The sequence below is a fragment of the Burkholderia sp. BC1 genome (assembly GCF_052683555.1).
Genome location: NZ_JBQYLP010000063.1, coordinates 1 through 20994 on the forward strand (window position 1 = coordinate 1; position 20994 = coordinate 20994).

The window sequence follows — 20994 nt, forward strand, 5'->3', positions numbered from 1 at the left end:
ACGAGATGAGCGCTAGTCTCGTGGGCTCGGAGATGTGTATAAGAGACAGTCCCACCCTGTTTCCCGCCCTCACCCGCCGCTCGCTGCGGATCTGGCGCCAGTACGGCGTGTTCTGGCTCGGCGCGATCGCCGTCGGCCTCACCGCGGTGCTCTATGCGCGGCTGATCGACTGGGGCTACGAGACGTTCCGCACGATGCGCGCCCATGCCGTGTGGCTGCCGCTCGTGCTGACGCCCGCGATCGCGGCCGCCTCCGTATGGACCACGCGCCGGTTCTTTCGAGGCGCCGAAGGCAGCGGCATTCCGCAGGTGATCGCGACGCTGCACGCGCAGCCGGGTGCATTCGGCTCGCGGCTGCTGACGCTGCGCATCCTGTTCGGCAAGATCCTGATTTCGTTTCTGGGCATCCTCGGCGGCTTCACGATCGGCCGCGAAGGGCCGACCGTGCAGGTCGGCGCGGCGCTGATGTTCAATCTGCGGCGCCTGTATCCGCGCTCGAACGCGCAGATCGAACGCCAGCTCGTGCTCGCCGGCGCGGCCGCCGGCCTGTCGGCCGCGTTCAACACGCCGCTCGCGGGGATCGTGTTCGCGATCGAGGAACTGACGCGCAGCTTCTCCGCACGTGCGAGCGGCGTGCTGATCACCGCGATCATCCTCGCCGGCGTCGTCGCGCTGGGCCTGAACGGCAACTACACGTATTTCGGCACGATCGACGTCGGCGCGCATTTCCCGAAGCTGCTCGCGGTCGCCGTGCTCGTCACCGCGATCGTGACCGGCATCGCCGGCGGGCTGTTCAGCTGGCTGCTGCTCAATACCGCGCGCTGGCTGCCCGAGCGGCTGCTCGGCCTGTACCGCGGGCGGCCGGTCGCGTTCGCCGCGCTCTGCGGGTTCGTGATCGCCGTCGTCGGCCTCGTGTCGGGCGGCACGACGTTCGGCAGCGGCTACGCCGAAGCGCGCGGGCTACTCGACGGCCACGAGCAATTGTCGGTCTTCTATCCGTTCATGAAGATGGTGTCGATGGTCGCGTCGTATCTGCCCGGCATTCCGGGCGGGATCTTCGCGCCGTCGCTGTCGATCGGCGCGGGGTTCGGCAACCTGCTGCACCTCGTGTTCGGCAACATGCCGCTGCCGTTGCTGATCGCGCTCGCGATGGTCGGCTATCTCGCCGCCGTCACGCAGTCGCCGATCACGTCGTTCGTGATCGTGATGGAGATGATCAACGGCCATGCGCTCGTGATTTCGCTGATGGCGACCGCGCTCGTCTCGAGCCGCGTCGCGCGCTTCTTCGCGCCGCCGCTCTACGAGACGCTCGCCGAGCGCTACCTCGCGCCGCCGGCGCCCGCCGCCGCCGCACAGCCGGCACCCGCGGCAGCGGCGGCCACCGACGTCGTCGCCGCGCAGGATGCGGGCACGGCGCCTGCCGATCCGCTCGATACGCTGCGCGACGAAGGCGGCGGCGAGCCCGGCCATCGCGCAGAAAGCGACGCCACGCCGGCCGGCGCGGCGCCGCAACGCGACGAAGCGGATACGACCGCCGCAGCCGATGCGGCGCGCAACGGCCCGCGCGACACTCAGTAGATCACCACGGGCGCCGGCCGGTAGTAGACGGGCCGCGCCGGCACGACGATGCAGCCGGCGAGCGTGACGGCGGCGAGCGCGATGGCAAGTAGCGTTCGTTTCATCGTGCGCCTCCGTCACGCCCAGTGACCGCGCGTCCAGAACCAGTTCGGCCCGCGCCGATCCCAGTGGCCGGGCACCCAATGCATACCGACGCGCTCGGCCTCCCAGTGGCCGCCGATCCATACGTAGCGGCCGTGCTCCCAGCGCCAGTGGCCGCGCTCCCAGAGGTAGCCGATGCGTGCGGGCGGCACGACTTCGTAGCGCACCGGCGGCGGCGCGCTCGGCGCGACGACCACGACTTCCTCGGCGGCCGGCACCGCAACGGGTTGCGCGACGACGATGCGCGCGGACTGCGCGACGACGGGCGCGCCGACGAGGATTTCTTCGGCGTGCGCGGTGACGGCCGACAGGCCCGCGGCACAGAGCGCGAGCGACACGAGACGGCGCGGAACGGAAGAGACAGTCATGACAACCTCCTGATTGAACGGATCACGCGGAACGTATTCGTTCAATGCGGGAGGCAGGCGAACGGCCGACAGACGCCGTGTTACGGCACGGCCGAAAGTGCAACAACGCGTAAGACGCGCACGGCGGCCTGCGCCGCCGTGCGGAGGGATAGCGAAACGGTCAGGCCTGCGGAATCTCGATCTTCACTTCGAGGACTTCGAGATCGTCCTGGCGCTCGAGGCTCACGCGGATGTCGTCGTTCGAGATCTGCACGTACTTCGAAATGACGGCAACGAGCTCTTTCTGCAGCGCCGGCAGGTAATCGGCCGGCGGCCGGCCGCCGACCCGCTCGTGCGCGATGATGAGCTGCAGACGCTCCTTCGCGACCGATGCGGACTTCTTCTTCTCGCCGAGGAGAAACGAAAGAATGGACATGAGCGGCCTCCGTTACTTGCTGCCGAAGAGGCGCTGCAGCAGGCCCGGCTTCTGGTATTCGGTGAAGCGCAGCGGCTTGTCCTCGCCGAGGAAGCGCGCGACGATGTCCTTGTACGCTTCGGCGACGTCGGTACCGTCGAGATGCACGGCCGGCAAACCCTGGTTCGACGCGTGCAGCACCGCTTCGGACTCCGGCACCACACCGATCAGCTTGATGCGCAGGATCTCGCTGATGTCCTCGAGCGAGAGCATCTCGCCCTCGCTCACGCGCTTCGGGCTGTAGCGCGTGATCAGCAGATGCTCCTTGATCGGCTCCTTGCCCTCGGTCGCGCGCTTCGTCTTCGACGACAGGATGCCGAGAATGCGATCCGAGTCGCGCACCGACGATACTTCCGGGTTCGTCACGATCAGCGCTTCGTCCGCGAAGTACATCGCGTGCAGCGCACCGGCCTCGATGCCGGCCGGCGAATCGCAGACGATGTATTCGAAGTCCATCGCCGCGAGATCGTTCAGCACCTTCTCGACGCCGTCACGCGTCAGCGCATCCTTGTCGCGCGTCTGCGACGCCGGCAGGATGAACAGGTTCTCGCACTTCTTGTCCTTGATCAGCGCCTGGTTCAGGTTCGCTTCGCCCTGGATCACGTTCACGAGGTCGTACACGACGCGACGCTCGCAGCCCATGATGAGATCGAGGTTACGCAGGCCGACGTCGAAGTCGATCACGGCCGTCTTGTGGCCGCGCAGCGCGAGACCGGACGCGAAGCTCGCGCTCGTCGTCGTCTTGCCCACGCCGCCCTTGCCCGAAGTCACCACGATGATTTTTGCCATTTACCCAATACCCTGTGTTCGTCAATGAGAGCCGATCGATCCGGAGCGCGCCGTATGCATCACGTGAGGCGCAGCGGTTCGATCATCAGTTTTTCCTCTTCGAGCCGGATCTGCACCGATTTGCCCAGTACGTCTGCGGGCAGCGGGTTCTCGGTCGTTCGATAGATACCCGCGATCGAAATCAGTTCCGGCTCGAGACACGTGCAGAAGATGCGCGCGTCGTGATTGCCGTGCACGCCCGCGAGTGCGCGGCCGCGCAGCGGCGCGTAGATGTGGATGTTGCCTTCCGCGATGATTTCGGCGCCGTGGCTGACCGGCGCGAGCACCACGAGGTCTCCTTTCGCGTAAATCTGCTGCCCCGAGCGCAGCGGCCGGTCGATCACGAGCGTCTGGACGCCCGCCGGCTGCGACGCCGCGCCGGGCTCCGGCGTCGGTTCCGCTGCCGGTGCAGCGGCGGCTTCGACAGCCGGCGCCGCGACGGGCTCCGCTTCGTCGGCCGCTTTTGCAGCCGGCGCGCGGCGATCGCGCGCCTCGAGCAGCGGCAGGCCGGCTTCCGTCGCCCAGCCCTGCGCGGCAAGCGCGACGACGCCCACCGGGCGCATCCGCACGTCGCTCAGCATCTGGCGGATGTCGGCCAGCGCGACGCGCTCGCCGTCCGCGAGGCGGCGGACGTCGATGGCGACGACATCGTCGGCGAAAAACTCGGGAGTCGCTTCGAAGCGTTTGACCAGTTCGGCACGCAACGCATCGAGATCGGTCGTCTTCACGGTGAACAGCAACGTATCGACCGATCCGCTGCGCAGCTCGAAGAATGGCGATTTTTTAAGCGACATGGACACTCTGCAAAAAATTTTTGCGTATTTTACAGGCGTCCACGCGCGCAGCCATCATTTTTGGGCGGCCGCGATGCGCGGCCCCGGTGCGCCGCTCACTGCGCGCAGCGGCCACGGGAAGGATGCCGGTTCACGGCTTGACGTGGGACACGAACAGCGACTTCAGCGCGCCCGGCATGCGCACGATCGGCGCGTGTTCGCCGGTATTGCTGAAACCGACGCGTTCGTAGAAACGGATCGCGTTCCGGTTCGCGTCGGCGATCCAGGCATAGACGTCCTGCGCGCCGCGCTCGGCGAGCCAGCCGGTCGCGGTCTCGACCAGCAGCACGCCGCCGCGCAGATGACGCACCGCATGCGCCACCCACAGTTCGCTGACGAACGCGCGCCGCTCGGGCGAGTTGTCGAAGTAGGCGCCGATCATGCCGGCCGGGTGGCCTTCGGTGTAGAGCACGAAGGTCGTCGACGTGTCGGATGCGGCGCGCTGCGCAGCGATGGCCGCCGCGGCGTCCGAATCGACGTTCAGCAATTCGGCCTCCGGCGCTTCGCCCGGTGCGTAGGGCTCGCGCAGCGACGCCGCGCGCAGTTCGCGATACACGTCGCCCTGGTCGGCGGCGATACGACGAACGGTCAAGGTCGAACTCATGCAGGCACAGCCCCCTTCGGACAGCAAGCTATTAGCTTCAACCGAAAGCGGGGCATGAGTCAAATCGTTATTTTCAAATGGCGGCGCCGATCGAAAGGCGGCAGGCAACGTCCGTTGGGCGTTTCGCAGGCGGCGATGTGCATGTGCAGCATCGCGTGTCGATGCGCGGCGGGAGGGGCGTCGTGCGCGCCGGTTATCGCGGCGGTGATCGGCGTGCGCGTTGATACGCGCGGGTAGGTGGGAATTCTTTCGAAACGATATCGGCGCGCGTGTCGTAATCGGCGGTAATACACGGCGCGGAAAGTACGCCGGCGGAACCGGTAACGGCATGTGCGATATTGCGGCGCAACATTTGTTGTCGCGATGCGCCTGCGATTGAGCGGGACCGTCTCCGTCGATTCATCCGAAGATACGGCCGCGACGCACGACGATTCACCCTGCGCCGTCGCGTTTCAATCGGCGCACGCGGCCGCTTGTACGCGCGGCGCATGCACCGCGTCGCGTTTGGAGTTTCGCGCCTAGCGGCGGCGTTTGGAAAGCGCGCGCACGGGTCATATAACGGCAGAACCGGGCGACGATCTCGCGTCTTGCACGCGCACCCCGGCCGACGAGGATCCGCACAAAACCGTCACGGACCGGACGATGCACCGCCGCATACGATCCGGCCGACTGGAGGGAGACGATGGCAACGACCGACGCACCGGCCGCGAGCTGGTCGGATGGCAAACGTTATCTATGGCTGCTGGGCGCGCTGACGATCACGCTGCCGATCTTCGCCGCACAGCTCGCGCTGTCGACGGGGCTTCACGTGTTCTGGTGGTTCGGCCCGCTGTTCGCGTTCGGCGTCATTCCGGTTCTCGACACGCTGATCGGCGACGACCGCGACAACCCGCCCGAAGACGTCGTGCCGCATCTCGAACGCGAGCGCTACTACCGCTTGATCGTCTATCTCGCGACGCTCGTCGAGTACGTCGCGTTCTTCATGTGCGTGCGGATCGTCGGCACGCATGCGCTGGCGTGGTACGACTACGTCGGCTTCGCGCTGTCGCTCGGCGCGGCGACCGGCATCTCGATCAACACCGCGCATGAGCTCGGGCACAAGACGAACCGCTTCGAGCGCTGGCTCGCGAAAATTACGCTGGCGCCGGTCGCATACGGCCACTTCTTCGTCGAGCACAACCGCGGTCATCACGTGCGCGTCGCGACCGCCGAGGATCCCGCGAGCGCGCGTTACGGCGAATCGTTCTGGGCGTTCCTGCCGCGTACCGTCGTCGGCAGTGTGCGCTCCGCGTGGCGGCTCGAACGTACGCGTCTCGCGCGGCTCGGCCGCTCGCCCTGGACCTGGCGCAACGAGGTGCTGCATGCGTGGGCGATGACGGTGGTCGTATGGGGTATCGCGATTGCGATCGGCGGCGCGGTGGTGATCCCGTTCCTCGTGATCCAGGCCGTGTACGGCGCGTCGCTGCTCGAAGTCGTGAACTACGTCGAGCACTACGGGCTCGGCCGGCGCAAGCTGCCGAACGGTCGCTACGAGCGCTGCACGCCGCAGCATTCGTGGAACAGCAATCACGTCGTCACGAACCTGTTCCTGTATCAGCTGCAGCGACACGCGGATCATCACGCGAATCCGACGCGTTCGTATCAGGCGCTGCGCCACTTCGACGACGCGCCGCAATTGCCGGCCGGCTACGCGACGATGATCCTGCTCGCGTACGTGCCGCCGCTCTGGTATCGCGTGATGAACCCGCGCGTCGTCGCGCATTACCGCGGCAACATGGCGCAGTCGAACATCAAGCCGTCGATTCGCGAGAAGGTGCTCGCGCAGTATCCGGCGCCGGCGTGATCGATGCACGGCAAAAACGAAAAACCCCTTGATCCTTTCGGATCAAGGGGCTTCGTATTTTGGCGGAGAGGGTGGGATTCGAACCCACGGTACGGGGAAACCGTACGCCTGATTTCGAGTCAGGTACATTCGACCACTCTGCCACCTCTCCTTCCTTGCTGCTTCATTTCCCGGTTGGTCGTTTCCGGGAAAGCAAAGATTATAGAACGAACTCTGCGAAACTTCCAAGCCCTTTTTGCAAATTTTTTTGCGGGGCGTGGCATGCGCATCGTCGCGCGCGGTTAGGACGCCTGTGCCGGCGCGTCGATTCGCTCCAGACCGCCCATGTACGGACGCAGCACTTCCGGCACCGTGACCGAGCCGTCCGCGTTCTGGTAGTTCTCGAGCACCGCGACGAGCGTACGGCCGACCGCGAGCCCCGAACCGTTCAGCGTATGCACGAGCTCCGGCTTGCCCTGCGCGTTGCGGAAGCGCGCCTGCATGCGGCGCGCCTGGAACGCCTCGGTGTTCGAGCAGCTCGAGATCTCGCGATACGTGTTCTGCGCCGGCAGCCACACCTCGAGGTCGAACGTCTTCGCGGCCGAGAAACCCATGTCGCCCGTGCAGAGCGCGACCACGCGGTACGGCAGGCCGAGCTTCTGCAGAATCGCTTCCGCGTGGCCGACCATTTCGTCGAGCGCCGCATACGACGACTCCGGCGCGACGATCTGCACCATCTCGACCTTGTCGAACTGGTGCTGGCGGATCATCCCGCGCGTGTCGCGGCCGTACGACCCGGCCTCCGAACGGAAGCACGGCGAATGGGCCGTGAGCTTGATCGGCAGCGCGGACGCTTCGACGATCGACTCGCGCACGGTGTTCGTCAGCGAGATCTCGGACGTCGAGATCAGGTATTGCGTGACCGTGTTCTCCGCACCGCCCTTCTCGACGCGGAACATGTCGTCCGCGAACTTCGGCAGCTGGCCCGTGCCGTACAGGATCTCCGGATTCACGATGTACGGCGTGTACGTCTCGCTGTAGCCGTGCTGCTGCGTATGCGTATCGAGCATGAACTGCGCAAGCGCGCGATGCAGGCGCGCGATCGGGCCGCGCAGCATCGTGAAGCGCGCGCCGGCCAGCTTCGCGCCCGTCTCGAAATCGAGGCCGAGCGGCGTACCGATGTCGACGTGATCCTTCACGTCGAAGTCGAACGCGCGCGGCGTGCCCCAGCGGCGCACCTCGACGTTGTCGGCCTCGTCCTTGCCGACCGGCACGCTTTCGTGCGCGAGGTTCGGCATGCCGAGCAGCAGCTCCGACAGGCGCGCCTGAATCTCGTCGAGCTTCGCCGCCGATGCCTTCATCTCGTCGCCGATCCCGCCGACCTCGGCCATCACGGCCGACGTGTCCTCGCCCTTCGCCTTCATCGCGCCGATCTGCTTCGACAGCGTGTTGCGGCGTGCCTGGAGCTCTTCGGTGCGGGTCTGGATCGCGCGGCGTTCCGCTTCGAGCGCGGAGAACGCGGCGACGTCGAGGGTGTAGCCGCGATCGGCGAGGCGCTTCGCGACGCCGTCGAGGTCTTTGCGCAGCAGCTGGATGTCAAGCATGGGAGGACTGGAAAATCGTTGTGTAAGACGGGGATTCTAACGCACGGCGGCACCGCCAACGCATCGGCCGGGCGGACGATGACGGAAAACCTCGGGCGGTGGCAGTATCGAACAAGCGCGTGTCGCGGGACCGCGCGGCACACGGCCCTCGTCGGCCGAACCGCGCCCGCCGCAACGCCCGCACCGTGCGGGAGTGCGCCGCGCTTCGCCGCCCTCCGGGCGCCACCCGATCACACGGCCAGGACCGATGCCCATCGAACTCGACAAGGACGTACGCGACCGTGCGATCGCGTCGCTGCAACGCTATTTCACAGAAAACCTGGACGAGCCGATCGGCAACCTCCAGGCCGGCGCATTGCTGAACTTCTTCGTCGACGAAATCGCGCCGGCGATCTACAACGCCGCGATCGCCGACGCGCAGGCGCGCCTGCACACGCGTGTCGCCGAACTCGACATCGACTGCCACGAGGAGCCGTTCGGTTACTGGACGAAGCAGCCGCACCGCAAGCGCTGACGCGCCGCGCCGTCAGTCCTTCTTGCCGGCCTCGCGATCGAGCTCGCGCAGCCATGCGAGCTTGTCCGCGATCTTCGATTCGAGCCCGCGCGGCACCGGCTTGTACCAGTGCGGCTCCCGCATGCCGTCCGGCAGGTAGGTCTCGCCGGCCGCATACGCGTTCGGCTCGTCGTGCGCGTAGCGATACGCGTGACCGTAGCCGAGCTCCTTCATCAGCTTCGTCGGCGCATTGCGCAGATGCACGGGCACCTCGCGCGACTTGTCCTGCTTCACGAACGCCATCGCCTGGTTGAACGCGTTGTAGCCCGCATTGCTCTTGGCGGCGCACGCGAGATAGATCACGGCCTGCGCGAGCGCGAGTTCGCCTTCCGGCGACCCGAGCCGCTCGTACGTCTCGGCCGCGTCGTTGGCGATCTGCATCGCGCGCGGATCGGCAAGCCCGATGTCTTCCCACGCCATGCGCACGATCCGGCGCGCGAGGTACTTCGGATCGGCGCCGCCGTCGACCATCCGGCAGAACCAGTACAGCGCGCCGTCCGGGCTCGACCCGCGCACCGACTTGTGCAGCGCCGAGATCTGGTCGTAGAAGTTGTCGCCGCCCTTGTCGAAGCGGCGCGCATTCAGCGTCATCGCGCTGCCGACGAAGTCCGCATCGATCGTCGTCACGCCGGCCGAGGACGCGGCCGTCTGCGCCTGCTCGAGCAGGTTCAGAAAGCGCCGCGCGTCGCCGTCCGCATAGCCGATCAGCGTATCGACCGCCTTGTCGTCGAATTCGAGACCGTCGAGCGCGATCTGCTGCGCGCGCTTGAGCAGCTGCCGCATTTCGTCGTCGGTCAGCGATTTCAGCACGTACACCTGCGCACGCGACAGCAGTGCGGAATTGACCTCGAAGCTCGGATTCTCGGTGGTCGCGCCGATGAACGTGACGAGCCCCGACTCGACGAACGGCAGCAGCGCGTCCTGCTGCCCTTTGTTGAAGCGGTGGATTTCGTCGACGAACAGGATCGTGTGGCGGCCCGTGCGGTTCAGCGTCTCCTTCGCCTGATCCATCGCCTCGCGGATGTCCTTCACGCCGCCGAGCACCGCGGACAGCGCGATGAACTCGCAGTCGAACGCGAGCGCGGTGAGCCGTGCGAGCGTCGTCTTGCCGACGCCGGGCGGCCCCCAGAGGATCATCGAATGCGGCTTGCCGGATTCGAACGCGAGCCGCAGCGGCTTGCCTTCGCCGAGCAAATGCGTCTGGCCGATCACGTCGGCGAGCGTTTTCGGCCGCAGCGCCTCGGCGAGCGGACGGCGCGGCTCGACTTGAAACAGGTCGGACATGAACCCTCGCTCCACAACAAACGGTAGCGGCCGAACGCGGCCGCCGGACCTGACATTATGACAGTCGCGCGACGCGCCCGCCGTGCCCGGAAACGACACGGGCCTGCCGTTGCCGGCAGGCCCGTCGTCGATGCGAGCGGCGTGCCGCTCAGCCGGTGATCACGTCCGCGCCCTTCGGCACGACGAACTTGAACGTGTCGGCCTTCAACGGCGGATTGGTCTGGATGTTCGAGAACGTGAGCAGCGTGACGTTGCCGAACACGTCGTGCAGTTCCATCGCCGCGAGCGTGCCGTTCTTGAAGCCGATGCCGATTCGCTGGAACTGCGTGTCCTGCGCCTTCGGCAGCATCTCGAGCCATTCGATGCCGCCCTTCTCGCCGGCGTCGCGCAGCGTGTAGCTCTTGTCGAGATCGTTGCTGCCGAACAGGATCGCGGCCGGGCTCGCGCCGAGCGCGCCGTTCAGCTTGCGCTCGGTGACCTGGTTCAGATCGCGGTCGTACACGTAGAGCTTGTCGCCGTCGGCCTGCAGCACCTGCTGGTACGGCTTCTGGTACGTCCAGATGAACTTGCCGGGACGCGAGAACACGAACGTGCCGCTCGAATTGTCGGTGGGCTTCGGCGCGGCCTGCGCGGCGCTCGCGCCCTTGGCCGGCGCCTTGACGATCTGCTGCGTGAAGTCGCCCTTCGCCGAGCGCACTTGCGCCACGAACGCCTTCAGCTGCTCGGTGCCGCCCGCGAACGCGTGCGTGGCCGCGAGCATCAGCGACACGCCGGCGAGCGCGGCGCCGAGCCAGCGGCGCGTCGAACGAAGGGATGGGACGAACGAAAGTTGCTGCATGATGCGGTTTTCTCCGTGGGTGGCCGGCGCGGCAGACATCATTCCGCGTCGCGTACCGGCACAAGAATTTCGCGGTTGCCGCTCGACGACATCGCCGACACGAGCCCCGACTGCTCCATCTGTTCGAGCAGCCGTGCCGCGCGGTTGTAGCCGATCCGCAGATGACGCTGCACGAGCGAGATCGATGCGCGGCGGTTCTTGATCACGATCTCGACCGCCTGGTCGTACAGCGGATCAGACTCCGCGCCGGCTTCGCCGGTTCCCGCGCCGGCCGAGCCCTCGTCGCCGTCGGCGGTGCCGCCTTCGAGCAGGCCCTCGACGTAATTCGGCTCGCCCTGCTCCTTCAGCTTCTCGACGACGCGATGCACTTCGTCGTCGGCGACGAACGCGCCATGCACGCGCACCGGCAGCCCGGTGCCCGGCGGCAGGTACAGCATGTCGCCCATCCCGAGCAGCGACTCGGCGCCCATCTGGTCGAGAATCGTGCGCGAGTCGATCTTCGACGACACCTGGAACGCGATCCGCGTCGGCACGTTCGCCTTGATCAGGCCGGTGATCACGTCGACCGACGGACGCTGCGTCGCGAGGATCAGATGGATGCCGGCCGCGCGCGCCTTCTGCGCGATCCGCGCGATCAACTCTTCGACCTTCTTGCCGACGACCATCATCAGATCGGCGAGCTCGTCGATCACGACGACGATGTTCGGCAACCGGCCGAGCGGCTCAGGATCCTCGGGCGTCAGGCTGAACGGATTCGGAATCTTTTCCTCGCGCTTGGCCGCCTCGTCGATCTTGTTGTTGTAGCCCGCGAGATTGCGCACGCCGAGCTTGCTCATCAGCTTGTAGCGGCGCTCCATCTCGGCGACGGTCCAGTTCAGCGCATGGCCCGCCTGACGCATGTCGGTGACGACCGGACACAGCAGATGCGGAATGCCTTCGTAGACGCTCATTTCGAGCATCTTCGGATCGATCAGGATCAGCCGCACCTGCTCGGCGGTGGCCTTGTACAGCAGCGACAGGATCATCGCGTTGATGCCGACCGACTTGCCCGAGCCCGTCGTGCCGGCAACCAGCAGGTGCGGCATCTTCGCGAGATCGGCGCACACCGGCTTGCCGCTGATGTCCTTGCCGAGGCTCAGCGTCAGCGCGGACGGCGCGGCCGCATAGACCTCGGAGCCGATGATCTCCGACAGGTACACCGTCTGGCGGCGCTGGTTCGGCAGTTCGAGCGCCATATAGTTCTTGCCCGGAATCGTCTCGACGACCCGGATCGACACGAGCGACAGCGAACGCGCGAGATCCTTCGCGAGGTTCACGATCTGGCTGCCCTTCACGCCGGTGGCCGGTTCGATCTCGTAGCGCGTGACGACCGGGCCCGGATATGCGGCGACGACGCTCGCCTCGACGCCGAAGTCCTTCAGCTTCTTCTCGATCAGCCGCGACGTGAATTCGAGCGTATCGGCGGAGATCGATTCCTGCGTCTTCGGCGCGGGATCGAGCAGCGACACGGGCGGCAGCGTCGAGTCGCCCGGCAGGTCGGTAAACAGCGGCACCTGACGCTCGCGCTCGACGCGCTCGGACTTGGCCGGCGTGACGACCGGCGGCACGATCGTCACCGGCTCGTGATCCTCGATGCGCACGCGCTCTTCCTCGACCTTGCCCTCGCGGCGCACCGCCGCGGCTTCGCCGAGCTTGCGGTCGCGCTCGGCCTCGCGGCGCAGCTTCGCGACGTTAACTGCGGACAGGATCGCGCCGCCGACGCGCTCGGCGACGGCCAGCCACGAGAAGCGGAAATACAGCGACAGGCCGATCGCGAGCGCGATCAGCAGCAGCAGCGTGCCGCCGGTGAAGCCGAACGCATGCGACATCGCGCCCGCGACGGCCTCGCCGACGACGCCGCCCGGCGCGCGCGGCAGCTGCACCTTCAGCGACCACATGCGCAGCGCCTCGATGCCGTCGCATGCGAGCACGACGAGCACGAACGCGAAGATCTCGGTGAGCCAGCCGATCGGCCGCTCGGGCTCGTCGGCAAGCGCGTCGTGGCGCGTGATGCGCCGATAGTTGACCGCGATGCGCCGCGCGAGCGGCACGATCAGCCAGTACGCCGACAGGCCGAACAGCAGCAGCACGATGTCGGCCGTCCACGCGCCGACGCGGCCGGCCCAGTTCGAGATGTGGTCGACCTGCGCGGCGTGCGTCCAGCTGGGATCGCGCCGGCTATAGCTGAGCAGCGCCATCACGAGAAATGCGCAGAGCGCGACCTGGAGAATCCAGCGGATCTCCATGAGGAGCTTCGACATCCGGTGCGGCAACGCCTGTGCCTGGGCGGAATAAGGAGCTTTTGCCATGAATCCGTATAAAGAGAACGGGCCGCGCATGCCGCGCGTCCCGCCTGTCGTTCGATCCCGCTTATTGTAAACGCTGCATCGGGCGCCCAAGTGTAAATGACGGTTACATCGGCGGGCCGGATGCCGAAGCGGACCGCCGGCGCACCGCGCATCGTGCGCGCAGTTCGGGCGAAACGCTATCGCGCCGATTGAAACTCTCGTTCGGCATCGCAGCAACGGGGCCTTTATAATGCGCGTCTGATACCCATCTACGCACGGCATCCCGGTCAACCCGGACCGTCCGGCGAGCCGCACCGCGCCCGCCGTGGCCGTCTTTTACGGATTTCGCACATGTCCACGCCCAAACACGCCAAAGTCCTGATTCTCGGTTCCGGCCCCGCCGGCTACACGGCCGCCGTCTATGCGGCGCGCGCCAATTTGTCGCCGGTGCTGATCACCGGCATCGCGCAGGGCGGGCAACTGATGACGACGACGGACGTCGAAAACTGGCCGGCGGACGCGAAAGGCGTGCAAGGTCCGGAACTGATGGCGCGCTTTCTCGAGCACGCCGAGCGCTTCAACACCGAGATCGTGTTCGACCACATCCACACCGCGAAGCTGCACGAACGGCCGATCCGGCTGATCGGCGATTCCGGCGAATATACCTGCGACGCGCTGATCATCGCGACCGGCGCATCGGCGCAGTATCTCGGCCTGCCGTCCGAGGAAGCGTTCATGGGCAAGGGCGTGTCGGCCTGCGCGACCTGCGACGGCTTCTTCTACCGCGGCCAGGACGTCGCCGTGATCGGCGGCGGCAACACGGCCGTCGAGGAAGCGCTCTACCTGACCGGCATCGCGAAGAAGGTCACGGTGATCCACCGCCGCGACAAGTTCCGCGCGGAGCCGATCCTCGTCGACCGTCTGCTCGAGAAGCAAAAGGAAGGCGTCGTCGACATCAAGTGGGACCACGTGCTCGACGAAGTGACCGGCGAGGACTCGGGCGTGACCGGCGTGCGGATCAAGCACGTGAAGACCGGCGCGACCGAAGACATCGCGGTCCAGGGCCTGTTCGTCGCGATCGGCCACAAGCCGAACACCGATCTGTTCCAGGGCCAGCTCGAGATGAAGGACGGCTATATCCTGACGAAGAGCGGCCTGCAGGGCAACGCGACGGCGACGAGCGTGCCGGGCGTGTTCGCGGCCGGCGACGTGCAGGACAACGTCTACCGTCAGGCGATCACCAGCGCCGGCACCGGCTGCATGGCCGCGCTCGACGCACAGCGCTACCTCGAAAGCCTGCACGACAAGAAGTAAGCCGCAAGCGCCGCCGCGTCGGGCGCTACAATGGCGGCCGCTGCCGCGAAGCAGGCCAGGCCGGAGCCGCTGCCCGTCGCGCAGCGGCTTTTTTGTGCCCGCGCGCCCCGGCGCTGCATTGCGTATCGAATCATGGCGAAGAATCAGCCCCATCCGAGCGATCCCGCGAAGCGGCAGATCGCCGCCCGTCCCGCCGCCGCGCCCGTCGCGCCGCCGCCTGTCGTCGAACCGGCCGCATTGCGCGGCCAGGGTCTCGCCGGCCTCGCCGCGTTGCGCCAGGCGCTGCAAGGCGAAGCCGAGCGCCGCGAGCGCACGCGCGTCGAAACGGTCAAGGCCGCGCGCCAGGCCGAAGCCGACGCGAACCTGTTCCGCAACGAGATCGGCGCCGTGCGCCCGCTGAACGCGCCGCCGCGCGCGGCGTCCGGCCGCGTGCCGCCGCCGCCCGTGCCGAAGCAGACGCAGCGCGACGAGGAAGCGGTGCTGAACGCGACGCTGTCCGACGAATTCGATCCCGAGACGCTGCTCGACAGCGACGAGTCGCTGTATTACCACCGCCCCGGCATCAGCCGCGACGTCGTGCGCAAGCTGCGAAGCGGCGCATGGATCGTGCAGGCGCAACTCGATCTGCACGGGATGCGCCGCGACGAGGCGCGCGAGGCGCTGGCCGAGTTCATCCGCGAAGCCGGCAAGAAGGGGCTGCGCTGCCTGCGCGTGATCCACGGCAAGGGGCTCGGCTCGATCGGCAAGGAGCCGGTGCTGAAGGGGAAGGTCCGTGCGTGGCTCGTGCAGAAGGAAGAAGTGATCGCGTTCTGCGAGGCGCGCGGCCACGACGGCGGTGCGGGCGCGGTGCTCGTGCTGCTGCAGCCGCTCGCGGCATCCGCCGAGCGGGGACCGCGTGCCGCATCCTAGGCTCACGCTCGCGATCGCGGTACTCGAAGCGATCGCCACGCTCGCCTTCGCGATCTCCGGCTTCATCGAAGCGCGCAAGAACCGGCTCGACTCGGTCGGCACGTTCGTCGTCGCGATCGCGACCGCGTTCGGCGGCGGCACGCTGCGCGACATCCTGCTCGAACGCCGGCCGTTCTACTGGGTCGTGCACGACGACTACGTGATCGCGATCTTCGTGCTCGCGCTGTTCGCGCCGTTCCTGCTGCGCATGCTGTCGCGGCTGTCGGCCGAGCGCGTGCTGCTCGTCGCCGATGCGATCGGGCTCGGGATCTTCAGCATCTCGGGCACCGCGATCGCACTCGAAGCGGAAATGCCGCGCTTCATCGCGGTGATGATGGGCGTGATTACGGGCGTCGTCGGCGGGATCGTCCGCGACGTGCTGTGCAACGACATTCCGCTGATCCTGCGCGACTCGCGGCCCTACGCGACCTGCGCGTTCGTCGGCTGCTGGTTCTATCTGCTGCTCGTGTGGCTGCAGTTCGACTCGGTGTACAGCGTGCTGCTCGCGACGGGCTTCACGCTCGTCGCCCGCCTTCTCACGTTCAAGTTCGACGTGCGGCTGCCGCACTGAGCGACGCGCATCGGCCATCGCGCCGAGCGGCCGTAAAGCGGCGCGGCGCGCCGCACACCGCCGCGCCGCCCGGCCCGGCTCCGAGCCCGGCGGCACGCCGCTTCCGCGGGCCCGCGTGCATCACGCGATGCGCGCCTCCGTCTGCGGATCGAACAGCACGGCCTTCGACACGTCGAACAGCAGCGACTGCGTCTGCCCCGGCTGCGGATTCGCGGCCGGATGCACGCGGCTCACGATGCGCTTGCCGTTCACCTGCGCGAACACGTGCGTGTCGGGCCCGGTCGGCTCCGTCACGTCGACGCGCACGTCGACCGGCTGCAGCCGCGACGCCTCGCCGTTGTGCGCGCTGCGCGCATCGGTGATGCGCTCCGGGCGCAGCCCGAGGATCACTTCGCGGCCGATGTACGACTTCAGCTTCGCCGCATCGAACGGCAGATTCAGCGCGCTGCGCGCCAGGCCCGTATCGAGCTCGAGCGCGACGCCGCGGCCCTGCTCCGTGAGCTTGCCGCTGATGAAGTTCATCGGCGGCGCGCCGATGAAGCCCGCGACGAACAGGTTCGACGGCGAGTCGTAGATCTCCTGCGGCGCGCCGAACTGCTGGACGACGCCGTCCTTCATCACCGCGATCCGGTCTCCGAGCGTCATCGCCTCGATCTGGTCGTGCGTCACGTAGACGATCGTCGTACCGAGCCGCTGGTGCAGCAGCTTGATTTCCGCGCGCATCTCGATGCGCAGCTTCGCGTCGAGGTTCGACAGCGGCTCGTCGAACAGGAACAGCGCCGGATCGCGCGCGAGCGCGCGGCCCATCGCGACGCGCTGGCGCTGGCCGCCCGACAGCTGGCCCGGCTTGCGGTCGAGCAGATGCTGGATCTGCAGCATCTGCGACACGCGATCGACGATCTGCTGCTGCTCGCTCTTCGGCACCTTGCGGATGTTCAGGCCGAACGAGATGTTGTCGCGCACCGTCATCGACGGGTACAGCGCGTACGACTGAAACACCATCGCGATGTCGCGGTCCTTCGGCGACAGGTCGTTCACGACCTTGCCGTCGATGCGGATCTCGCCGCTCGTGACGGTCTCGAGCCCCGCGATCATGTTGAGCAGCGTCGACTTCCCGCAGCCCGAGCCGCCGACGAGAATCAGGAACTGGCCGTCCTCGATGTCGATGTCGACACCCTTCAGGACCGGCACCCCGTTCGGGTAGGTCTTGTACACGTCACGGATGGAAAGGCTTGCCATGCTTGTGAATCCTCTGTCTCGTGTGTCGGCCGCGGCGTGCGTCGGCGCGCGCCCGCGGTCCCATCCAAAGCCCGGCGCGCTCCAGCGCCGTGTCGGTTCGTTTCGACGCGCCGCACGGCGGCGCATCGCGTTGCATCGTGATCGTCGCGCTCAGCCCTTCACCGCGCCCGCCGTCAGGCCGCGCACGAAGTAGCGGCCGGCGATCACGTAGACGAGCAGCGTCGGCAGCGCGGCGATGATCGCGCCGGCCATGTCGACGTTGTATTCCTTCACGCCCGTCGACGTGTTCACGAGGTTGTTCAGCGCCACCGTGATCGGCATCGAATCGACGCCGGAGAACACGATCCCGAACAGGAAGTCGTTCCAGATCTGCGTGAACTGCCAGATCAGGCAGACCATGAAGATCGGCAGCGACACCGGCAGCAGGATCTTCGTGAAGATCGTGAAGAAGCCCGCGCCGTCGATGCGCGCCGCCTTCACGAGCTCGGCCGGCACGCTCACGTAGAAGTTGCGGAAGAACATCGTCGTGAACGCGATGCCGTACACGACGTGCACGAACACGAGGCCCGGAATCGTGTTCGCGAGCCCGAACATGCCCTGCAGCCGCGCCATCGGCAGCAGGATCACCTGGAACGGAATGAAGCAGCCGACCAGCATCATCGTGAACAGCGCATCCGCGCCGCGAAAGCGCCAGTGCGTGAGCACGTAGCCGTTGAACGCGCCGATCAGCGACGAGATCAGCACGGCCGGAATCACCATCTGGATCGAGTTCAGGAAGAACGGCTTCATGCCGTCGCAGCGCACGCCCGTGCAGGCCTCGCTCCACGCCTTGACCCACGGCGCGACCGTCCAGTGCGACGGCGGCGTCAGCAGGTTGCCGGTGCGCAGCTGGTCGAGATCCTTGAACGACGTCGACAGCATCACGTAGATCGGGAACAGGAAGTACAGCGCGAACAGGATCAATGCCGCGTAGATCACCGCCCGGCTGATGGTCATCTTAGGCTGCATTGCGCGTGCTCCTCGATTCCATATACATCAGCGGCACGAGCACTGCGACCACGGTCGCGAGCATCATCACCGACGATGCCGCGCCCAGGCCCAGCTGGCCGCGGTTGAACGAAAACGTGTACATGAACATCGCCGGCAGCGACGACGACGTGCCGGGGCCGCCGGCCGTCAGCGCGACGACGAGGTCGAAGGTCTTGATCGTGATGTGGCAGAGAATCAGCAGCACCGAGAAGAACACGGGGCGCATGCTCGGAATCACGATCTTGCGGTAGATGGTGGGCAGCGTCGCGCCGTCGACCTGCGCGGCCTTGAAGATCTCGCCGTCGACGCCGCGCAGCCCCGCGAGGAACAGCGCCATCACGAAGCCGGTCGACTGCCACACGGCCGCGATCACCACGCAGAAGATCGCCTTGTCCGGATCGTCGAGCCAGCCGAACGAGAAGCTCGTCCAGCCCCAGTCGTGCATCACCTTCTCGAGGCCGAGGCCCGGGTTCAGGATCCACTGCCATGCGGTACCCGTGACGATGAACGACAGCGCCATCGGATACAGGAAGATCGCGCGCAGCGCGCCTTCGTTGCGGATCTTTTGGTCGAGCAGGATCGCGAGGAACAGCCCGAGCGCGACGCAGATCGCGATGAACGGAATCCCGAACCAGCCGAGGTTCGCGGCGGAGGTCCACCACACGTCGCTCTGGAACAGATCCGTATAACGGCCGAAGCCGTCGAATTCGTAGTTCGGCAACAGCCGCGAGTTGGTCAGCGACAGATAGCCGGTGATCAGGATGAAGCCGTAGATGAACACCACGGCAATCGCGACGCTCGGCGCGAGCACGAGCTTCGGAATCCAGCGATCGGCGAATGCCGACATCGGCGACGATCGCCGCGCGACGGCAGCGCCGGATCCGTTTCCGCTAAGAGGGGCAGCCACTTGATTCGACTCCTGGAACGAGGGCGACGCGGGCCGCAGCCGGCGTCCGATACGGCACGGGCGCGCGGACGCGCCCGTTTGCAGCGCTGGCGGAACGCCCGGCGGCCAGCGCGGCCGGCCGGGCGCCCGTCGCGCTACGGCATTACTTCACCTTCGCGGCCTTCGCGAGCGCCGCCACCGCGCTCTTCGAATCCTGCTGCGAGTTCATGAACTTCGTCACGACGTCGGTGATCGCACCGGCCGTCGCATCGCCCTGCGCCATCCCGTGCGCGAGCGACGGCACGTAGCCGCCGGCCTTCAGCGCGGTCTGCTCGTCGGCATACGACTTCTTCGCGCAGTCGTCGAACTTGTCCATCTTCACGCCGAGACGCACCGGAATCGAGCCCTTCAGCAGGCTGAACTGCTCCTGGAATTCCGGCGTCATGATCGTCTTCGCGAGCGCGAGCTGGCCCGGCGTCGCAGCCTTCTGGCCCTTCTGCTGGAAGAACACGAACGAGTCGACGTTGAACGTGTACGCGTTGCTCGTGCCCGGCACCGGCGCGCAGATGTAGTCCTTGCCCGCCTTCTTGCCCGCGTTCTCGAACTCGCCCTTCGCCCAGTCGCCCATGAACTGCATGCCGGCCTTGCCGTTGATGACCATCGCGGTCGCGAGGTTCCAGTCGCGGCCGTTACGGCCCGCGTCGAAGTAACCCTGGATCTTGCGCACGGTGTCGAACACCGACACCATCTGCGGCGACGTCAGCGTCGCCTGGTCGAGATCGACGAGCGCCTTCTTGTAGAACGCGGCGCCCTGCGACAGCACGACGTCTTCCCACAGCGTCAGGTCCTGCCACGGCTGGCCGCCCATCGCGACCGGCTGGATGCCGGCGGCCTTGAGCTTGTCGGCGACCGCGAAGAACTCGGGCCAGGTGGTGGGCACCTTGGCGCCGACCTTGTCGAGCGCAGCCTTGTTGATGTAGAGCCAGTTCACGCGGTGCACCGAGAACGGCGCAGCGACGTAATGGCCCTTGTACTTCATGATCTTGTCGATTTCCGGCGGCAGGTTCTGCTTCCAGTCGCCGGCGGCCGAATCGATGTTCACGAGCACGCCCTGATCGGCCCAGTCCTGAATCAGCGGGCCCTTGATCTGCGCCGCCGACGGCGCATCGCCGCTGATCACCTTGGTCTTCAGCGCCGTCATCGCCGCTGCACCCGCACCGCCCGCGACCGCGAAGTCCTTCCACACGTAGCCCTGCTTCTGCAGGTCGTCCTTCAGCACGCCGACGGCCTTCGACTCGCCGCCCGAAGTCCACCAGTGCAGCACCGTGACGTTCTCGGCCGCCTGCGCCGCCATCGCGCCGGCCATCAGACCTGCGGCGCAGAGCGCGCCCATGATCGAGCGAACTTTCATTCCTTATCTCCTCCAGACTGAATCAACTCGTGAAGTTCCCTCACCGGGAACGGCTTCTTGATAACGACGGGGAAATCGAGCCGCGAGACGCATGGCGCGTACGGGGCCGATGACCGGCCGGGCTCTTACAGAAAGCGTGACTTGAGATTCAACTGCATGTCTCCTCTTGTGTTTCTGGCCCGCCGCGAAGCGGCACGAGCCCGGGGCCGACGGCGCGCGGACGATGCGCGCCGCCAATGTCCGATAACATTCGGCACAAGGCGCTCCCGCAGGCGAAGCGCGCGCAGTTCATCGGCCGCACTTCATTTTTTTCTTCGCCCGGGTGCTACCCCTTGCGGCGGATTGTAGTTAAACTACAATTCA

General features: G+C 66.7%; 19 protein-coding genes and 1 tRNA gene. 6 read left to right on the plus strand and 14 right to left on the minus strand.

Going from position 1 to position 20994, the window contains the following annotated elements; all coding sequences use genetic code 11:
- Positions 1–32: 32 nt before the first annotated feature.
- On the plus strand, positions 33–1577 hold the full coding sequence (locus ACSHSS_RS23920) for a chloride channel protein (protein WP_445545634.1): 1545 nt from the start codon (positions 33–35) through the stop codon (positions 1575–1577).
- Between the two features lie 116 nt (positions 1578–1693).
- Here ACSHSS_RS23920 and ACSHSS_RS23925 read toward each other — a convergent pair whose 3' ends face one another.
- The 5 genes from ACSHSS_RS23925 to ACSHSS_RS23945 all read right to left on the minus strand — a co-directional run bounded on the left by ACSHSS_RS23925 (position 1694) and on the right by ACSHSS_RS23945 (position 4934).
- A complete protein-coding gene (locus tag ACSHSS_RS23925; protein WP_445545628.1) occupies positions 1694–2086 on the minus strand; it encodes a YXWGXW repeat-containing protein in 393 nt (130 codons plus the stop codon).
- A gap of 160 nt (positions 2087–2246) precedes the next feature.
- The gene (minE, locus tag ACSHSS_RS23930) at positions 2247–2501 is read right to left on the minus strand and encodes a cell division topological specificity factor MinE (protein WP_006400798.1); all 255 of its coding nucleotides are present in this window, start codon (positions 2499–2501) and stop codon (positions 2247–2249) included.
- Positions 2502–2513: 12 nt separating this feature from the next.
- Entirely contained in the window at positions 2514–3329 is an 816-nt protein-coding gene (gene minD / locus ACSHSS_RS23935; protein WP_006400799.1) for a septum site-determining protein MinD, read from the minus strand.
- A 59-nt stretch (positions 3330–3388) separates the two neighbouring features.
- The gene (minC, locus tag ACSHSS_RS23940) at positions 3389–4162 is read right to left on the minus strand and encodes a septum site-determining protein MinC (protein ID WP_060152189.1); all 774 of its coding nucleotides are present in this window, start codon (positions 4160–4162) and stop codon (positions 3389–3391) included.
- Positions 4163–4292: 130 nt separating this feature from the next.
- On the minus strand, positions 4293–4934 hold the full coding sequence (locus ACSHSS_RS23945; RefSeq protein WP_230986199.1) for a GNAT family N-acetyltransferase: 642 nt from the start codon (positions 4932–4934) through the stop codon (positions 4293–4295).
- A 553-nt stretch (positions 4935–5487) separates the two neighbouring features.
- On the opposite strand from ACSHSS_RS23945, the gene ACSHSS_RS23950 reads away from it, so the two are divergent.
- Positions 5488–6648 carry an alkane 1-monooxygenase gene (locus tag ACSHSS_RS23950; RefSeq protein ID WP_369715315.1) on the plus strand — a complete coding sequence of 387 codons (1161 nt, stop codon included), beginning with the start codon at positions 5488–5490 and terminating at the stop codon, positions 6646–6648.
- Between the two features lie 60 nt (positions 6649–6708).
- Here ACSHSS_RS23950 and ACSHSS_RS23955 read toward each other — a convergent pair.
- Positions 6709–6799: transfer RNA gene (locus ACSHSS_RS23955), tRNA-Ser, on the minus strand.
- Positions 6800–6929: 130 nt separating this feature from the next.
- Positions 6930–8231, minus strand: coding sequence for a serine--tRNA ligase (serS, locus tag ACSHSS_RS23960; protein ID WP_253576289.1), 1302 nt, complete (start codon positions 8229–8231; stop codon positions 6930–6932).
- Positions 8232–8478: 247 nt separating this feature from the next.
- Here serS and ACSHSS_RS23965 point away from each other — a divergent pair, with 247 nt between their 5' ends.
- Positions 8479–8745, plus strand: a complete 267-nt coding sequence (locus tag ACSHSS_RS23965) for a DUF2164 domain-containing protein (protein WP_059783536.1) — start codon at positions 8479–8481, stop codon at positions 8743–8745.
- A gap of 12 nt (positions 8746–8757) precedes the next feature.
- Here ACSHSS_RS23965 and ACSHSS_RS23970 read toward each other — a convergent pair whose 3' ends face one another.
- The 3 genes from ACSHSS_RS23970 to ACSHSS_RS23980 all read right to left on the minus strand — a co-directional run bounded on the left by ACSHSS_RS23970 (position 8758) and on the right by ACSHSS_RS23980 (position 13254).
- Positions 8758–10068, minus strand: coding sequence for a replication-associated recombination protein A (locus ACSHSS_RS23970; protein ID WP_060095566.1), 1311 nt, complete (start codon positions 10066–10068; stop codon positions 8758–8760).
- A 148-nt stretch (positions 10069–10216) separates the two neighbouring features.
- Positions 10217–10906 (minus strand): outer membrane lipoprotein chaperone LolA, encoded by a 690-nt coding sequence (gene lolA / locus ACSHSS_RS23975; protein ID WP_039225446.1) that lies wholly within the window; start codon positions 10904–10906, stop codon positions 10217–10219.
- A gap of 38 nt (positions 10907–10944) precedes the next feature.
- Positions 10945–13254 (minus strand): DNA translocase FtsK, encoded by a 2310-nt coding sequence (locus tag ACSHSS_RS23980; protein ID WP_012467517.1) that lies wholly within the window; start codon positions 13252–13254, stop codon positions 10945–10947.
- A gap of 330 nt (positions 13255–13584) precedes the next feature.
- Here ACSHSS_RS23980 and trxB point away from each other — a divergent pair, with 330 nt between their 5' ends.
- The 3 genes from trxB (at position 13585) to ACSHSS_RS23995 (ending at position 16066) form a co-directional block, all read left to right on the plus strand.
- The gene (trxB, locus tag ACSHSS_RS23985; RefSeq protein ID WP_006400809.1) at positions 13585–14547 is read left to right on the plus strand and encodes a thioredoxin-disulfide reductase; all 963 of its coding nucleotides are present in this window, start codon (positions 13585–13587) and stop codon (positions 14545–14547) included.
- A 132-nt stretch (positions 14548–14679) separates the two neighbouring features.
- Positions 14680–15456 carry a Smr/MutS family protein gene (locus tag ACSHSS_RS23990; protein WP_039225106.1) on the plus strand — a complete coding sequence of 259 codons (777 nt, stop codon included), beginning with the start codon at positions 14680–14682 and terminating at the stop codon, positions 15454–15456.
- Entirely contained in the window at positions 15443–16066 is a 624-nt protein-coding gene (locus tag ACSHSS_RS23995; RefSeq protein WP_006400811.1) for a trimeric intracellular cation channel family protein, read from the plus strand. The genes ACSHSS_RS23990 and ACSHSS_RS23995 overlap by 14 nt, the downstream gene beginning before the upstream one ends.
- A gap of 120 nt (positions 16067–16186) precedes the next feature.
- Here the strand turns inward: ACSHSS_RS23995 and ACSHSS_RS24000 are convergent, their stop codons facing one another.
- The 4 genes from ACSHSS_RS24000 to ACSHSS_RS24015 form a co-directional block, all read right to left on the minus strand.
- The gene (locus ACSHSS_RS24000; protein ID WP_445545629.1) at positions 16187–17305 is read right to left on the minus strand and encodes an ABC transporter ATP-binding protein; all 1119 of its coding nucleotides are present in this window, start codon (positions 17303–17305) and stop codon (positions 16187–16189) included.
- A gap of 150 nt (positions 17306–17455) precedes the next feature.
- On the minus strand, positions 17456–18313 hold the full coding sequence (locus tag ACSHSS_RS24005; RefSeq protein ID WP_006406281.1) for a carbohydrate ABC transporter permease: 858 nt from the start codon (positions 18311–18313) through the stop codon (positions 17456–17458).
- Positions 18303–19241 carry a carbohydrate ABC transporter permease gene (locus ACSHSS_RS24010; protein ID WP_445545630.1) on the minus strand — a complete coding sequence of 313 codons (939 nt, stop codon included), beginning with the start codon at positions 19239–19241 and terminating at the stop codon, positions 18303–18305. The genes ACSHSS_RS24005 and ACSHSS_RS24010 overlap by 11 nt, the downstream gene beginning before the upstream one ends.
- A 142-nt stretch (positions 19242–19383) precedes the next feature.
- Positions 19384–20631: an ABC transporter substrate-binding protein gene (locus ACSHSS_RS24015; RefSeq protein ID WP_006400815.1), complete on the minus strand. Its 1248-nt coding sequence runs from the start codon at positions 20629–20631 to the stop codon at positions 19384–19386.
- Positions 20632–20994: the final 363 nt, after the last annotated feature.

Excerpts from the sequence above, each read along its gene's own strand:
- lolA (WP_039225446.1), bottom strand. The coding sequence starts at position 10,906 with ATGCAGCAACTTTCGTTCGTCCCATCCCTTCGTTCGACGCGCCGCTGG.
- minE (WP_006400798.1), bottom strand. The coding sequence starts at position 2,501 with ATGTCCATTCTTTCGTTTCTCCTCGGCGAGAAGAAGAAGTCCGCATCG.
- ACSHSS_RS23990 (WP_039225106.1), top strand. The coding sequence starts at position 14,680 with ATGGCGAAGAATCAGCCCCATCCGAGCGATCCCGCGAAGCGGCAGATC.
- ACSHSS_RS23950 (WP_369715315.1), top strand. The coding sequence starts at position 5,488 with ATGGCAACGACCGACGCACCGGCCGCGAGCTGGTCGGATGGCAAACGT.
- minD (WP_006400799.1), bottom strand. The coding sequence starts at position 3,329 with ATGGCAAAAATCATCGTGGTGACTTCGGGCAAGGGCGGCGTGGGCAAG.
- ACSHSS_RS24005 (WP_006406281.1), bottom strand. The coding sequence starts at position 18,313 with ATGCAGCCTAAGATGACCATCAGCCGGGCGGTGATCTACGCGGCATTG.
- ACSHSS_RS23970 (WP_060095566.1), bottom strand. The coding sequence starts at position 10,068 with ATGTCCGACCTGTTTCAAGTCGAGCCGCGCCGTCCGCTCGCCGAGGCG.
- ACSHSS_RS23925 (WP_445545628.1), bottom strand. The coding sequence starts at position 2,086 with ATGACTGTCTCTTCCGTTCCGCGCCGTCTCGTGTCGCTCGCGCTCTGT.
- serS (WP_253576289.1), bottom strand. The coding sequence starts at position 8,231 with ATGCTTGACATCCAGCTGCTGCGCAAAGACCTCGACGGCGTCGCGAAG.
- minC (WP_060152189.1), bottom strand. The coding sequence starts at position 4,162 with ATGTCGCTTAAAAAATCGCCATTCTTCGAGCTGCGCAGCGGATCGGTC.
- ACSHSS_RS23965 (WP_059783536.1), top strand. The coding sequence starts at position 8,479 with ATGCCCATCGAACTCGACAAGGACGTACGCGACCGTGCGATCGCGTCG.
- ACSHSS_RS23920 (WP_445545634.1), top strand. The coding sequence starts at position 33 with ATGTGTATAAGAGACAGTCCCACCCTGTTTCCCGCCCTCACCCGCCGC.
- trxB (WP_006400809.1), top strand. The coding sequence starts at position 13,585 with ATGTCCACGCCCAAACACGCCAAAGTCCTGATTCTCGGTTCCGGCCCC.
- ACSHSS_RS24015 (WP_006400815.1), bottom strand. The coding sequence starts at position 20,631 with ATGAAAGTTCGCTCGATCATGGGCGCGCTCTGCGCCGCAGGTCTGATG.
- ACSHSS_RS23980 (WP_012467517.1), bottom strand. The coding sequence starts at position 13,254 with ATGGCAAAAGCTCCTTATTCCGCCCAGGCACAGGCGTTGCCGCACCGG.
- ACSHSS_RS24000 (WP_445545629.1), bottom strand. The coding sequence starts at position 17,305 with ATGGCAAGCCTTTCCATCCGTGACGTGTACAAGACCTACCCGAACGGG.